General features: G+C 51.0%; 14 protein-coding genes. 9 read left to right on the top strand and 5 right to left on the bottom strand.

Features of this window, described 5'->3' with window-relative positions:
• Positions 1-110: 110 nt before the first annotated feature.
• Positions 111-2,087: a GTP-binding protein gene (locus tag AC6B99_RS17470; RefSeq protein WP_496663881.1), complete on the top strand. Its 1,977-nt coding sequence runs from the start codon at positions 111-113 to the stop codon at positions 2,085-2,087.
• A 704-nt stretch (positions 2,088-2,791) separates the two neighbouring features.
• Here the strand turns inward: AC6B99_RS17470 and AC6B99_RS17465 are convergent.
• Positions 2,792-2,986 (bottom strand): hypothetical protein, encoded by a 195-nt coding sequence (locus tag AC6B99_RS17465; RefSeq protein ID WP_494880944.1) that lies wholly within the window; start codon positions 2,984-2,986, stop codon positions 2,792-2,794.
• Between the two features lie 94 nt (positions 2,987-3,080).
• A complete protein-coding gene (locus AC6B99_RS17460; RefSeq protein WP_496663880.1) occupies positions 3,081-4,181 on the bottom strand; it encodes a YeiH family protein in 1,101 nt (366 codons plus the stop codon).
• Positions 4,182-4,410: 229 nt separating this feature from the next.
• Between AC6B99_RS17460 and AC6B99_RS17455 the strand changes: the two genes are divergently transcribed.
• A complete protein-coding gene (locus AC6B99_RS17455; protein ID WP_496663879.1) occupies positions 4,411-5,313 on the top strand; it encodes a LysR family transcriptional regulator in 903 nt (300 codons plus the stop codon).
• A gap of 126 nt (positions 5,314-5,439) precedes the next feature.
• Here AC6B99_RS17455 and AC6B99_RS17450 read toward each other — a convergent pair whose 3' ends face one another.
• Positions 5,440-6,414, bottom strand: coding sequence for an aldo/keto reductase (locus tag AC6B99_RS17450; RefSeq protein ID WP_496663878.1), 975 nt, complete (start codon positions 6,412-6,414; stop codon positions 5,440-5,442).
• Positions 6,415-6,569: 155 nt separating this feature from the next.
• Here AC6B99_RS17450 and AC6B99_RS17445 point away from each other — a divergent pair, with 155 nt between their 5' ends.
• Positions 6,570-7,217, top strand: a complete 648-nt coding sequence (locus tag AC6B99_RS17445; protein ID WP_496663877.1) for a hypothetical protein — start codon at positions 6,570-6,572, stop codon at positions 7,215-7,217.
• 133 nt (positions 7,218-7,350) lie between these two features.
• On the top strand, positions 7,351-7,767 hold the full coding sequence (locus AC6B99_RS17440) for a glycosyltransferase (RefSeq protein ID WP_496663876.1): 417 nt from the start codon (positions 7,351-7,353) through the stop codon (positions 7,765-7,767).
• Between the two features lie 149 nt (positions 7,768-7,916).
• On the opposite strand, the gene AC6B99_RS17435 is transcribed toward AC6B99_RS17440, so the two are convergent.
• On the bottom strand, positions 7,917-8,663 hold the full coding sequence (locus tag AC6B99_RS17435) for a hypothetical protein (RefSeq protein ID WP_496663875.1): 747 nt from the start codon (positions 8,661-8,663) through the stop codon (positions 7,917-7,919).
• A 458-nt stretch (positions 8,664-9,121) separates the two neighbouring features.
• Here AC6B99_RS17435 and yidC point away from each other — a divergent pair, with 458 nt between their 5' ends.
• The 5 genes from yidC to AC6B99_RS17410 all read left to right on the top strand — a co-directional run bounded on the left by yidC (position 9,122) and on the right by AC6B99_RS17410 (position 13,419).
• The gene (yidC, locus tag AC6B99_RS17430; protein WP_496663874.1) at positions 9,122-9,982 is read left to right on the top strand and encodes a membrane protein insertase YidC; all 861 of its coding nucleotides are present in this window, start codon (positions 9,122-9,124) and stop codon (positions 9,980-9,982) included.
• Between the two features lie 194 nt (positions 9,983-10,176).
• A complete protein-coding gene (locus AC6B99_RS17425; protein WP_056036544.1) occupies positions 10,177-10,875 on the top strand; it encodes a pirin family protein in 699 nt (232 codons plus the stop codon).
• A gap of 33 nt (positions 10,876-10,908) precedes the next feature.
• On the top strand, positions 10,909-11,241 hold the full coding sequence (locus AC6B99_RS17420) for a hypothetical protein (protein ID WP_494861117.1): 333 nt from the start codon (positions 10,909-10,911) through the stop codon (positions 11,239-11,241).
• A 547-nt stretch (positions 11,242-11,788) separates the two neighbouring features.
• Positions 11,789-12,025, top strand: a complete 237-nt coding sequence (locus AC6B99_RS17415; RefSeq protein WP_442952533.1) for a cold-shock protein — start codon at positions 11,789-11,791, stop codon at positions 12,023-12,025.
• 173 nt (positions 12,026-12,198) lie between these two features.
• Positions 12,199-13,419, top strand: coding sequence for a Bcr/CflA family multidrug efflux MFS transporter (locus tag AC6B99_RS17410; RefSeq protein ID WP_496663873.1), 1,221 nt, complete (start codon positions 12,199-12,201; stop codon positions 13,417-13,419).
• Positions 13,420-13,454: 35 nt separating this feature from the next.
• Here AC6B99_RS17410 and AC6B99_RS17405 read toward each other — a convergent pair whose 3' ends face one another.
• The gene (locus tag AC6B99_RS17405) at positions 13,455-14,378 is read right to left on the bottom strand and encodes a GGDEF domain-containing protein (RefSeq protein WP_496663872.1); all 924 of its coding nucleotides are present in this window, start codon (positions 14,376-14,378) and stop codon (positions 13,455-13,457) included.
• Positions 14,379-15,104: the final 726 nt, after the last annotated feature.

The raw sequence follows: 15,104 nt of genomic DNA, 5'->3' as shown, positions 1-15,104 counted from the left end.
TGGAGGGGCATCGCGGCATTTGACGTGAAACCGCTATCGCGGTACGCTAAAAGCAAAATAAAGCCGCCATGCGGTACGGCGATGATTGAGGCGGACAGGGGAGCAGAAGGATGGGAAACAGCCGCGCGAATTGGCGCAATGTCGGGATTTTCGCTCATGTCGATGCAGGCAAAACGACGACGACGGAGCATATGCTGTATGTCAGCGGACGCACGCGGACGCTAGGCAGTGTCGATACAGGAACGACGATAACGGATTCCATGGAGGTTGAGCGGGCAAGGGGCATTTCGGTACGGGCAGCGATGACCGCATTGGAGTGGTGCGGTACGCATGTGCAGCTGGTCGATACGCCAGGACACGTCGATTTTCTCTCGGAGGTGGAGCGTGCGCTGCGGGTAATGGATGGCGCTGTCCTGATCGTGTCCGCAGTGGAGGGCGTGCAGGCGCAGACGGAGCTGATCTGGAATGCTCTGCGCAAGCTGTGCATCCCTACGCTGATTTATATCAATAAAATGGACCGCGTCGGCGCTGATTGCGAAGCGGTGCTTGCTGATATCCGCAGCTATTTGACGGCGGATCTGCTCGCGGTGCAGCGTCCGCTCGGCAGCGAGCAGCAGTTCGCTGGCGCGGAGGATTTGTGGGCGGAGGGCGCGGATGCAGATGCGCGCACGGCGCTGCTTGAGGCGCTGGCGGAGCGGGATGAGCGCCTGCTGGAGCGGTATGTTAGCGGCGAGGAAGTGCCGCTGGCGGAGTGGCGGGCGGAAGCCGCCGCGAAGGCGCGCCGTGCGGAGGTTTATCCGGTGCTGTACGGCGCATCGAGCAAAGGCATTGGCGTGCAAGCGCTGCTGGACGCGATGATCGAATATTTGCCAGCGCCGGGCGGAGAGGCGGAGGCGCCGCCTTCAGGCATTGTTTTTAAGATTGAGCGTGACAAGGTGATGGGCAGGATGGCTTACATCCGGCTATATCAAGGGAAAATCCGCAATCGCGATGTCGTTCGCAATTTTACGCAGCAAATGGATGAGAAGGTGACGCAAATTCGCAAAATGGACGGCTTCCGCTCCGAGGACGCCGGAGAGCTTGCGGCTGGCGGCATTGCTGCCGTATGCGGCATGTCGCATGTGCGGATCGGCGATATTATCGGCAGCCCGGATGCCGTTCCCGAAGAGGCGCGGCTCGCTGTTCCGCTGCTGACCGTTCAAGCCCATTGGGGCGATGCCCAGCATTATCCGGCAATGGTACAGGCGCTTACGGAGCTGTCCGATGAGGACCCGCTGCTCAATGTGCAGTGGCTGCAGGACGAGCGGGAGCTGCATGTTAAAGTAATGGGCCCGATACAGCTGGAAATATTGACGAGTGTTATTGAGCAGCGGTATGGACTTGCGGTGCGCTTCGGTCAGCCATCTGTTATTTATAAGGAAACGCTTGAGGAAGTGGGGGAAGGGTATATTTCCTATTTAATGCCCAAGCCTTGCTGGGCGGTATTGCGGTTTCGGATGGAGCCGGGCGAGCGTGGAAGCGGGCTGCAATATGCTTCGGTAGTACGCTCCGAGGATTTGCTGCCGCAATACCAGAGCGAGGTGGCGCGGCGCGTGCCGGAGGCATTGGAGCAAGGGCTGTACGGCTGGGAGGTCGTTGACCTGAAAGTGACGCTGATTGAAGGGCAGCATCATGTGTGGCATACGCATCCGCTGGATTTTGCGGTGGCGACGCCAATGGGCATTATGAGTGGGCTCGCGTCGGTAGGCACCCGTCTGCTGGAGCCGATTCTCCAGTTCCGCATCGTCGTGCCCGAGGAGGCGGGAGGCCGGGTAATGAACGACCTGTCGTTAATGCGCGGCACATTCGGTGCACCCGTGCTGCATGGCGACAGAATGATTATCGAAGGGCGCGTACCCGCAGCGACTTCGCTGGAATACGCGGTGGAGCTCAGCTCGCTGACGAAAGGACGCGGGACGATTGCCACCTTTTTCGCTGGCTATGAGCCCTGCCCGCTTGATGTGAAAGCCGAGCGCCAGCGGCGCGGTGTCAATCCGTTGGATCAGTCAAAATATATTTTGAGCGTGCGCAAGGCGCTGCAAAATTAGATACGCTAGAGCTGATCAGATTAAGGATTCAGATTGAAGATTCAGATTAAAGGTTCAGATTAAAGGATCAGATTAAAGGATCAGATTAAAGGTTCAGATTAAAGGATCAGATTAAAGGATCAGATTAAAGGATCAGATTAAAGGATCAGATTAAAGGATCAGATTGAAGATGCAGATTAAAGGTTCAGATCAAAGATGCAGATTAAGAATTCAGATTAAAGGTTGAGATTAAGAAGACAGATTATGAAGTCAGGTTAAGGATTCTGCTTAAGGGTTCTGTGGAGCCGAAAAAAAGGATAACCTAAAAAGTCCTCACCCCTTTATGTAAAGAAGGGGCGGGGATTTTCATTGTTCGGCACTAGGGCTAGGGCGTGTATGCAAACGTAAACGAGGCAGACCCTGTTAGAAAACAGCGTCAAACCTAATTTTTCTACTACCGGGTATATCACACCTCATGAATGTGACCATTCGTGCCGATGGACTGCTCTCTGCTCTTCGTTTAAGAGGGATGCACCTGCACAAAGATAGATTTGGCGGACACAGCAGCAGCTATTTCATCTAAATCAAGGGCTATGGCACAGTCTGCGGACTCAGGAGCCGTTAATTCGCTGCAAATGGCCATTTTGCTGGGGTGAAGAGGGTAATAACGGATTTCCTGTCCTCTTACGGCCAGAAATCCAATCATAAGCCAGAATAGCGGAACCTCAGTCCTCCAAAAAAGGAGTGAGCATCCTAAGCTGCGTACCAACTGGGTACCAAATACGTACCAATGGCGGCCAGGCTGCATACAAGCTGCGTACCAACTGGGTACTAACTGCGAACCAACGGCGGTTAAGCTGCATACCAGCGGCATACAAGCTGCGGGATCCAAGCAAACGTGTTTTCAACTGCATTTGCATCTTGTGGCTACCTAGCCATGATCGTCTGATGATATTGGCATCGAAAAAGCGCAAAGCAAGGCGCGGCAGGCTGAATCTGGTTTGCGCACGCCCCCTAGCGCCACATGATGAACAGCAAAGACAATATAGACAGCAGAATCGACGTTATGGTCATGGCGAGCAACGGGCGAAGCGCGCGGGAGCGCAGCTCCCTCAAGTTGACGTTCAGCCCTAGCCCGACCATAGCCATCGTCAACAGGATGGTTGTAATCGTGGACAGGCTGCCTAAGGTCCGAGCGGAAAGTTCCAGCGTCGTGCCTGCAGTCATACTCCCGAACAAGCTGAGGGCGATGAAGCCGAGCAAAAACCATGGGAATTCAGGCCGAGCCTTCATCTCTTGGGCGCTAGCCCCCATCCCGCGGTGGCGGCGGCGGTTCATGATTGCCATCAGTATGAAGCTGACGGGAACGAGCAAAAACACGCGGCTCAGCTTCGCCAGCAGCGCCAGGGCGACAGCATCTTGCCCGGCCGGCTCTGCGGCAAGCGCCACATGGGCAATTTCATGCAGGCTGATGCCTGCCCAAATGCCGTATTGCTCCGCAGTCAGCGGCAGCAGCGGCTGGAGGGCGGTGTAAGCGAGTGCGGCAATCGTGCCGACCAACGCAACGAGCCCGACGCTTGCGGCTGTGTCCTCGCCGCGAGCTTTAAGAATCGGCGATACAGCCGCAATGGCTGCCGCGCCGCAGATGCCTGTGCCGATTCCGAGCAATAGCGACAGCGGCATATCGGCTTTGAGCTTGCGGGCGACAAGCAGGGTGAAGAGGGTGGAGAAGAGAATGGTGGCTGCGGCTTGCAGCAGCAATCCGGTCCCCTGCTCCAGCAAAATGGTCATATTCAGCTTGAGCCCAAACAATATAATCGCAAGCCGCAGCAGCTGCTTGGAGGAAAATTGGATGCCAGCGCGGAGAAAAGCCGGATATCCAACGAACTGGCGAAAAAGCACAGCAGCGATTAAGGCAATCGCCATAGGCCCTATGCGGCTGAAGCCGGGAAGCATGGCGAGCGCATAAGCAGCGGAGGCAAAAGCAGCTGTCAGCGCAACCCCGCCCAGCCAAGCCGCAGCATGCCCCTTGGCGTGCCTGCTTAACGCTCCCTGCGGCTCCGTCTTTTCCGAAGAGGGCTGCCTCATCATCATCGCGTTTATTTCTGCTTTCATAGCTGTCACCTCATCCTTATCCTGTAAGCGAAAAGCCCGCTGCTACTGCTTCCGACGCCGATGCCGCCAATAGCGGGCGCATGCTTCCTGCTTGTTTTATAAATTAAGCATAAGGAATAGCTTACGATAAGAAAAATAAATTGTTATGATTATAATCATAACTAAATACTTATGGTATTTTCATAAATAGAAAAGACAACAGATGGAGAGAGAGGAGCGTGTTTAAACGATGGATCAATCCCTGCTCGTTTTTATTGCGGTTGCTGAGGAACGGAGCTTCACTCGCGCAGCGGAAGCGCTGCATATGACGCAGCCAGCAGTCAGTCAGCATATTCAGTCGCTGGAGGCGGATTTAGGCACCAAGCTGCTGGATCGCAGCAGCAAGTACGTCCGATTGAATAAAGCGGGTGACATCGTGTATCGCCATGCGAAGGAAATCAGCGGATTGCATGCGAAAATGCAAAGTCTGCTGGGTGACCTGCTTCACACGGCAAGCGGCGCGCTGTCGATCGGCGCAAGCTTCACCTTTGGCGAGTATGTGCTGCCGCATATGATAGCCTGTTTGCGGGTGCGGTATCCGCTTATTACGCCCACAATTACAATCGGCAACACGAAGGACATTGCGGCGCTCGTTGCAGCCCGCCAGCTGGATATTGGAATCGTAGAGGGTGCGGTGCCGGAGCAGGACAAGCTGCAATGTGAGCCTTTTGCCAAAGATGCGATGTATGTCGTTGTTGGCGTCAGGCATCCTTACGCGCGGCAGCATGATATAGAGGCTGAGGCGCTGCTGGGCGAGCATTGGATTATGCGGGAGGAAGGCTCGGGAACGCGGACGGCAATGGAAAAAATGTTCGAGCAATACGATATTCGGCCGCTTAACCCTATGGCGTTTGGCAGCACGCAAATTATTAAGGAGTCTGTGGAGGCGGGTCTGGGCATCTCTTTGCTGTCAGAGTGGGCTGTGCGCAAAGAAATTTCGCTCGGGACGCTGAACAGGCTGACCATCGATGGCCAGCCTGTTCAGCGAGATTTTTCGATTATTACGCTGCGCGATGCTTTTCATACGAAAGCGGCGGAGCTGTTCATTGAAATGTTACGTGCCCGCGAAGGCATGCCGCAGCAGCCGGCTTAGGAATCCCCCGGTCCAGCAGCGATAGGGCAACATCCTCTTATGAAAAATAGCCCCTGCCACCCGGCCCATAACCGGCTGCGCTGCCTCGAGCGCACACCATGGCATGTTCCCCTTCAAGCTTACCGGCTAACTTAGCCGGTAAAGCGCAAATGGCTCGCCATGCTTAAATCGCAGGCTGATTTCATCCAGCCGCTCCATGACGGCCGGCTCGGGCTGAAGGCTGGCTGAAGCCAGATTGGCCTCCAGCTGCGCTGTGCTCGTCGCGCCGACGATAACGCTTGCCACGGCGGGCTGCTGCATAAGCCAGTGCAGGGCAAGCACAGCTGGCGTGCAGCCAGCTTCAGCCGCAAGCTCGCCGACTTGGCGGCTGAGCGTGAAGCCTTCGCCGGTGAAGAAGCGGGCGAAGTCCGGGTTTTTGTCCAAGCGCGACCCTTCCGGCGCGCTTTGCTGCTCGCTGTATTTTCCGGTCAGCAGGCCGCCGGCAAGCGGAAAATAAGGGATAATGCCGACGCCTTGGTCGAGGCATAGCGGCGTAATGTCGCGTTCCGGCGTCCGGTCGGCGAGCGAATAGCTGGTCTGAATCGACACATACCGATTCAGGCCAAGGCGGTCGCTGATGCCGAGCGCCTTCATCAGCTCCCAGGCCGCATAGTTCGATGCGCCGATGTAGCGGACTTTGCCGGCGCGCACCATATCATCGAGCGCCCGCAGCGTTTCTTCCAGCGGCGTTTCCGGATCGAAGGTGTGGATTTGGTATAAATCCACATAATCCGTCTGCAGCCGCCGCAAGCTTTGCTCGAGCTCCAGCTGCAAATGATAGCGGGACGAGCCGCGCTCATTTGCGCCTTTCCCGCGCGGCAGCCCGGCTTTGGTGGCAATGACGGCCTCATGCCTCCGGCCTTTAAGCGCTTCGCCGATAATCGTCTCGGATGCGGTGCCCGAGTAAATATTGGCAGTATCCAGAAAGTTTATCCCACTGCCAAGCACAGCATGTATAATGGAAATAGAGCTTTGCTTATCCGCCCGCGAGCCGAAGGAATTAGTTCCAAGGCCGAGAGAGGATACTTTCAGTCCACTAGTGCCAAGACGTTTATAGATCATAAGCTAAAATCACTCCGTTCAACATTTAATTGGTTCCTTTAGGCAGAAGCTTGCTTGTCTGCTGCTCCAAGGCGACCATTTTAAATTCAAGATTTTATAGTTTTTTTATAAATACGCTTTTATTTCACTATAGCATAAGAATGTGGGGGACGACGATGCAAAGAGTGATAGCGCGGGCGCAGCTGCTTGCAGATGAAGAAATGAAAGCGCTCGCTTCTGTAGAGCGCTTGAGAGAGCAGCTGCTTCCTTGGATTGAGCAGGGCAAATTTATGACAGCTGCTTTATTTAAATGGGAGCGTAATCTTTTCTTATACGTAGAGAGCCTGATCGATGAACCGCCAGCGCCAGAGGAGCTCATGCGTGATTTGAGCCGTTGCTTGGAGCCATGGCCCGGTCAGGCCGAGAAGCGGTTATGGATTCCGATGATTGATGTTTTTCATTTCAATGCGCCAGCAAGCCCGGAGCATTGGCGGCGCAAGGAAGCGGTGGAGCGGCGCGTCGGGCGCGTGGCGCATTTGAAGCCGGAGATGGTGGCGAGCTACATTTATTATCACTACCAGCTGCAGGAGGAGCACGCATTTCATGGGCCTAAATATGAAATCATCGCGCTGCATGAAAATTTGCTATTCGGTTATCAGGAGTTTCCAGGTGTAGTGGAGGAGCCAGTGCTGCCGCGCAAGCTGAAGACAAACGGAACGCCTGCGGACTGGAGCGAATCGCGAATGGATTTGCATTTTCAGCCATGGCCCGATGGTCATTTGTATTTCAAGCCGGTGGAAACTTGGTTTGCTTTGGGTGAATAAGGAACAAACTGACAAAATTCATCATAATTTCATGAAAAATGATCAGTTAGAATTAAGGGAATCTTAAGATAAATCATGTATAGTAAAGGTACAAGCTGTTTAGGCAGCATTCGAAGCCGGGAGGGGACCTGTTATGCGTGAGCCAGTCACTTATTCCGTAGTCATTCCTGTGTATAATGATGAGCAAATGCTTTACGACACCTACAAGCGGCTAAAACGAATTATTCCGCCCATTGGCGAGAATTACGAACTGATTTTTGTAAATGACAACAGCACGGACCGCTCAGCAGATATGCTTCGAGTCTTTTGTGCAGCCGATATTCGGGTACGTGCCATCCATTTCGCCAGCAGCTTCGGCTATGAGGCGGCCGTTGCCGCAGGAACCGACCATGCCTCGGGCGAACAGAAGATCGTCATGGAGGTATCTGACCGCTTCCGCACCGTTAGTGCAGGATTGAAGGGTGCTTCTCCGTTTTATGTTGTACGGGCTAAGGAAGGCTTTACCCATTCACCGCTTTGGGATTTTGCTTCGGAGAGTGCCGCATGCTAATAAATAGAACAGCTGGATGGTTTTTTGTTCGCAAAAAATAACCCCCGCCTTATTAGGCGAGGGTTATTTTTAACTGGAGCGATGCTATTTATGCATATGCGCAGGTTTGTCCTGATGTACCCCGTAGAAGAGCGGCTGCTGCGGATCTGTTATTGTTCAATGTAAAAGCCGAATGAGTGCAGGTTGTCGGCGCTGTTGGTCATGGTGAGCGCTTCTGGCAAATCGATTTTGTCAAAGGCGTTGTAGTAAGGAGTTCCAGCAAGCAGCACAATAGCAATGGCAATAGCCAGCCTGCGTACCAACCGCTCGCTTGGGCGGCGATTGAGCTTCGCCTTCGGCAAGGTCACTCTGCTGCTGCGCTCGCCATGAATCATCCAGAGGACGGCAGCGGCGAAGCCAAGCATGGAAAGCGGGATATTGAGCGGCATCGAATGCAGGGATACGGCGACCGATAAGGTTAAATAAAAGATCGTTAGCGTACAGAGCGACAGCAGCTGGTAGGGCAAAATGAATGCGGGCTCTGAAGCGCGATACAGCATGCGCACAGGCAATGGATCGCTGGACTTCCGTCCTGTGTTTTTCCGCATTCTGAGCAGCTTCGGCATGCTTCTGACCCACAGCAGCGCTAGCGACAGAGTCAAGATCGGTACACAGATGAGCATGCCCAAATCGTAATCCGGAGGGAGCTTGACGGCCATGGTGACGACTCCGCCCAATGCGGCTGCTGTTGGAATGGACAGCACAATTGTCCAAATGAACAAGTTTTTGGCACGCTGGTGCAGCTGCTGCTCGGATTTGCTGTAGAGCAGGGAGGAGGCCTTATTGCCGGCAATCCAAGACAACAGCAGCGCTAGGAATAAACAACCAAGCGTAAGATGAACCAAGGTGATATACAAAATAGCTTACCTCCCAGTATAATAATAACTAGATATATTTTATCGCCTGCGAGCTTCTCGCTATAACAGTCTCTGGTTCAGGTAGTACCTAGACTTTAGACGAGGGAATATCAGGAATGGTTGCTTTATAATACAAGAGTAACCGATTTGAGTCTGGAGGTGAAGAAGCTGCTCGAGCTGCATGATATTATACCGTATTTTTTCTCTGTAAGCATTATCTGCACGTTCGCTTATGCAGCGTATTTCACTTTTCATGCTGCAAGCGAGCCGTCCCGCTGGTCGAAGGACAAGGTCCATACGCCAGCACCTGAGCGTATTTTGCCAACTGTTCAACGGGCTCATACCGTTGCGCTCTGGCTTGTACGAAAAGTAAAAAGAAAAGAAGCGCCTGATGGTGATCCCACAGATTGCAGCTCCTCGTTTGTGAAGCAACATCCAAACAAACGAGGAGGATATATATGTTATCTAAATATACAATGGAAATGCTTAAAAAATACCGCTTTATCCTTATTATCGGGCTGCTGCTCATCATTAGCGGCTGTGGTGCGCCGAATGGAACGATTGATTCAGCGACACCAGGATTTTTCAACCATTACGTCGTTTTCCCCATCTCTTATTTAATTCAACACATTGCGCAGTTTTTTAACGACAGTTTTGGGATGGCGATTATTGCGATTACATTGCTTATCCGTCTGGCCCTGCTTCCGCTTATGCTTCGCCAATCCAAGAGCCAGCAGGTGATGAAGCAGAAGATGAGCGTTATGCAGCCGCAGCTGAACCAAATTAAGGAAAAATACAAAAATGACAAATCGCCTGAAGCACAGTCGAAAATGCAGAAGGAAACGATGGCGCTGTACGGCGAGCATAAGTTTAATCCGCTTGCCATTGGCTGCCTTCCGATGCTCATTCAACTGCCGATTTTGTCAGGACTGTATTATGCGATCAAAATGACGCCGGAGCTGGCGCAGCATTCCTTCCTCTGGTTCCAACTGGGCGCGCCGGATCACATCCTGCCGTTTCTCGCCGCTGCTATCTATTATGTGCAGTTCCGCGTGTCTCAAATCGGGATTGACCCAGCCCAGCAAAAACAGATGGCGCTGCTTGGTTACATTTCACCGATCATGATGGGCATTTTCTCTTTTACCGCGCCTGCTGCTGTACCTTTGTATTGGGTTGTTGGCGGCGTATTTATGATTTTGCAGACGATGCTTTCCAAGCGGCTTTACCCAATGCCGACAGTGCCGGTCGCTTCGGCAGTTGAGGCCGCGAAGCCAGCGCCAGTGAAATCGAAAAACAAGAAGCTGCCAGCGAAATCTTAACCCGGATATTGAATAGACGCTCCAGAGGGCTCTCAACCCTCGGGGCGTTTGTTTTTATTTTTTTGAAGGCATAAGAAAACGGCGGGCAGAAGATTATAAGTCGAAAATCCTATAAAGCACTTTATTATGATACAATAAGTGTAAGGTTTAGTTTGGCATGCGGACAATGGAATGGAAAAAGGAGGCCTTGCACGATGATTAAGCGTTATCCTGCGAACGAGCGGAACTTTTTTGATATTGGTTGGTTGAGGGGCTCACGCAGCTTCTCGTTCGGTGATTATTATGATCCCGATAACGCTCAGTTCGGCGTCATGCGTGTATGCAACGAAGATGAGATTGCGCCGGGCCGCGGCTTCGGAGCGCATCCTCATAGCGACATGGAAATTGTCACCATTGTGTTGAAGGGCCGCCTCAAGCATGAGGATAATTTAGGCAATATGGAGGTTACCTCTGCGGGAGAAATCCAGCGAATGACAGCGGGCTCCGGCATTGTCCATGCAGAATACAATGATTCGGATACCGAAGAAGGACATTTTCTTCAACTGTGGTTTATGCCTCGCGAGCGCGGGCTGACTCCTTCCTATGAGGTGCATCGGTACGATCAGGAGAAGCTGGTCAATGCTTTTCTGCCGATTGTCACGCCGGAAGGAACGAATGGCACAGCGATGATTCATCAGGACATGTCGATTCATCTGGGCCGCGTTGAGGCAGGGAAACGTTTGTATTACAGCCAAAAGGCAGGCCGGCGTGTGTTTCTCATGCTGATTGAGGGCGCTGCCGATGTGAACAATCTTAATATGGTGGCGAAGGACAGCCTTCGTGCGGAGTTTGAACCGGAAATTCTAATCAAGGCGAAGGAAGATACATTCGTCATGCTCATTGATATGCCATAAGGACGGAAGTTTCTGCGCGAGGAGGAGAAAGCGATGAAGGAAACGTTATTAATCAAGCATGCGGTTGGAGGAAGAACCTTTGTAGATTCCAGCAAGCATGGCGTTCATTATCACATTGAGCAGGCTGCTGATTTGTGGGCGTTCACGGTCACTGTGCCGCCGGAGCTTGATTTGGCTGACCTGCTTGCGTGGAAGGAAGAACTGAACGTCTTTCTTTTCCAAGAGCACGAGGATAAGCCAACGGTCAAAATTTGGTTCTATGTACAGGAACAATCCGTCAGCTTTCAAGCTAATGAACACAAGCTTGCGTTCAAGGCGAAGGCGTTGATTGAATATATTCCACACAATTACGGCTACAAGCTGTAAAGCAGGGCCAAGGTGAAACGGCTTAAGCCGTCCTTTGGCGGCGTAGCGCGTTTCAGTCCGAGAAATATAAGCGTATTTATAGATGTAAAACTTATAAATTCTTATATTTCAAGCAAAAACGACCTCGTCGTCCTTCTGTGACGAGCGAAGAGCTTTGCCCTAGAATTCTAAGCGGATATAAGGGGCAAACGAGCAAACTTATACATGCTTAGAATTCAAGGTGAAACGGCTGTCGCCGTCCTCTGGCGGTAATGCTAACGTTTCGCGGTGAAATATAAGCTAAGTATAAAGAGAAAACTTATACTTTCTTATATTTTAATAAAATCGCTCGCTGCTGCATATACATCCTTTATGCGAATGAAGGACAGGGTGCCTTGGCTTGACTTATTCAGGCGTACCGATCAGTTGTACAACGATTCATTGCTTGGGCTCGGGCGGCTGGTAATAAATTGCGTCCAATCCCTATGTATGGAATTTCGCGAATTATCAAACGCTAGGAGCAGGAACAGGATTATCATGGCAATAGCATGTCCAATTAAAGGAGGCGTTGACGATCTATAGTCGGAAAAAGTTTCAAGAGGAAGTCCCTGAGGTCAGCACGAAAATATGGGCTTGTACGAGTGATGTTTGCAATGGCTGGATGCGTGCAAACTTTTCGTTCGAGCAGTCGCCTACTTGCCTGCAATGTAATTCTCCTATGGAAGAATCGGAGAAGATGCTGCCACAGCTCGTCAACTCCAATGATATAAATCGGGCGAAAAACAGCATACCCGTTACGGAATAAACCGAATAAATGGTGGATTCAAACAAAGGGCGCCCATTGGGCGCCCTTTGTTTGGGCAAACCGCCGAAGAGCGTCTGCTGCTGTTCATGCATTGACACCTATCGCGAGTTGTAATTATAATTGTTACATCATGAAGGGACGCAAATGGACGATAGAAATGGAGAGATAGCTCGATGAAACAACAGGTGCTTACATCGCAGCAAAAACCGGCTTCTTCGGCACGAATAGGGATGGCGCTGCTGCTTGGCGCTTTAACGGCCTTCGCTCCGTTATCCATCGATATGTATTTGCCGGCATTGCCGGAGCTGGCAAATTATTTTGGCGCAAGCACCTCCATGGCGCAGCTGAGTTTGACGGCTTGCTTGCTCGGCATTGCTGTAGGCCAGCTCATCATTGGCCCTCTTAGCGATGTTTATGGCAGGAAAAAGCCGCTTATTATTGGACTCATCGTATACGTTATAGCCTCCGTGCTATGTATCGTCGCGCCGTCAATTGAGACCTTCGTGCTGCTGCGGCTCGTTCAAGGCTTGGGCGGGGCAGCGGGAATTGTGCTATCCAGAGCGATTGTGCGGGATATGTATGAGGGGCCCGAAATGACGAAGTTTTTCGCCCTGCTTATGCTGGTGAACGGTGTAGCTCCAATCGCTGCGCCCATAGCAGGCGGCCAGCTGCTGCAATGGACGTCATGGCGCGGTGTTTTCCTCGTGCTCGGTGCGATTGGACTTGTTATGCTGCTTGCTTCATGGCTCGGGCTTAGAGAGACGCTGCAGGAGCATAATCGATTGAAAGGCGGGCTTCAAAGTACGCTGCGTACCTTCGGCACATTAATCCGGGACCGCGTATTTATGGGCTATGCGCTTTCTCAAGGCTTTGTAACCGCGGCGATGTTTGCTTATATATCGGGCTCTCCGTTTGTACTGCAGGAGATTTTTGGCGTATCGCCGCAAATGTTCAGTTTATGCTTCGCAATCAATGGTTTGGGCATCATTATTGCCAGCCAAACCGCTGGCAGGCTTGCTGGCAAGGTCAGCGAGACGAAGCTGCTTATCGTCGGGCTAAGCATGGCATCTATTGGCGGTGCAGCGCTGCTGCTCGTCATATTAGCCGATCTCGGGCTGATTGCTGTACTCATTCCGCTATTCTTCGTCGTATCCAGCGTCGGCGTCATCCAGACGGCGAGCTTTACGCTGGCGATGCAAAGCCAAGGCAAAGCAGCCGGAAGCGCTTCGGCGCTGATCGGCTTGCTATCCTTCGTCATCGGCGCAATTGCAGCGCCGATGGTAGGTCTGGGCGGCAGCCACACGGCGCTGCCGATGGGCCTTGTTATTGCAGCATCGAGCATCCTTGCTGTGCTGTTCTATGTGTTTATGGCGCGTAGGGGGACCGCAAGTTAGCTGGAAGCTCACACAAAAACGACTATCCGAGCAAGTTATCGGATAGTCGTTTTATTTTTGCCGCTATTTTTCGATTCATAGAGGGCTTGATCCGCTTCCTGGAAGCTCGTTCCTTTGGATTCGCCAGGGAGATGCTCATGCAGGCCGATGCTGACGGTGACGGAATGGTTATCCATTTCAGCGATTTTGGTCTGAGAGATGGAAACGCGAATTTCCTCCACGAGCGCAAGCGCCTTCTCCAAACTCTCTTCATGAAGGATGAGAATAAATTCCTCACCGCCATAACGGGCGGCAAAATCATCGGTTTTCAAGTGCTTCAGCAGCGTCGCCGCCATCTGCTTCAGCGTAATATCGCCAACCCAATGCCCATAGGTATCGTTGACATGCTTGAAGTTGTCGATGTCTATAATCGCTAGCTGGAAGTTGAACGGATTAGCCTCTTGGTACTCAATGAGCTTTTCCGCATATTCGTGAAACGTTTTATGGTTATAAAGATCGGTGAGCGGGTCGATTTTCGACATCCGATCCATCACGATATTTTTGATCAGCAGCTCCTGCTCTGATTTCAGCGTCCGGTTGAGCGTGACAAGCAAGCCTCTTGCCCGTTGAATAATGGCGAATCCTACTAGCGCTGTCGTAATTAGAATACCCGCGAAGAAGAAGGCATCGAGATCAGTAAATCCTTCATCATAATAATAAGAAAAATAAATATAAAACAGGTAAAGCATCGAGACGAGCAGCGAAACAAATAAATAATACGGCCGCAAAAATAAAATCGTAATCAGCATCGGAAGCAGCAGCAAGGCGGGTGCCGTTAAAAGCTGTGCATTTAAAAAAAATAAGAAGCTCATCGTAATGAGATGAGCGCCGATAATGAGTGCTTTTTCGATAAAGCGGTTTGCATAGCGGATAATGACTTCAAGGGATACCATAACGACTAGCAGAAATATGTTTTGCACCAGGATGTCATAAGTAAATAGTCGGTTTGTGAAAAAGGTATCTTCCGTTGAAGTATTTTGGAGAGCAAATATCGTGTATTGACAAGTAAGCGCTAGTATACATAACACCCAATACACATTGAGCATAATGCGGTACCAGCTTGATGAATCATGTCGGGGTAATGAAGATAGACTGAACATATCTGCCTCTTTTCCAAAATGGTGCCTCCGTTAGATGGCTAGCTGAATAGCTTCGACAGACCATTCCTTCTATCCTGCAAATTCGACACTTATTCATGCGAAATTTAGAGGTTTGCTGTTAAAATTTGCATATTGGGGTGCGAGAGTATAATTTTCTTAATATATTAGAAAGTTTACATTGAAAAATCACCTCGCTTAGTAGGAGAGAGTTTGAGTATTCAAATGCCTACTGAAAGACAATCCATAGCTTATTTCTTATACAATGAGGGTCTATGAAACAAATCTTTAAATATATATTTTAATTCGACATTTTATTATCTAATTCGACAAAATACAACTCTTGTAAATTAATGAAAAAAGAAATAGATTGTTACTATGTGTTGAAAAATGAATAAGGAGGAATATTTTTTTAAACGTTATGATAGATTTTTATTGATGACGGATTGTAATATGAAGTGCGACACATAAAAATGACCCATGACCGATTCGTGTGTAGAATGAAGTTACCACACTACCCCTACACAGGAGAATCAGCCATGAGCTACC

The organism is Paenibacillus liaoningensis, from assembly GCF_059609455.1.
The sequence above is the reverse complement of the archived record's forward strand: the minus strand, read 5'-3'. Positions and strand labels throughout refer to the sequence as shown.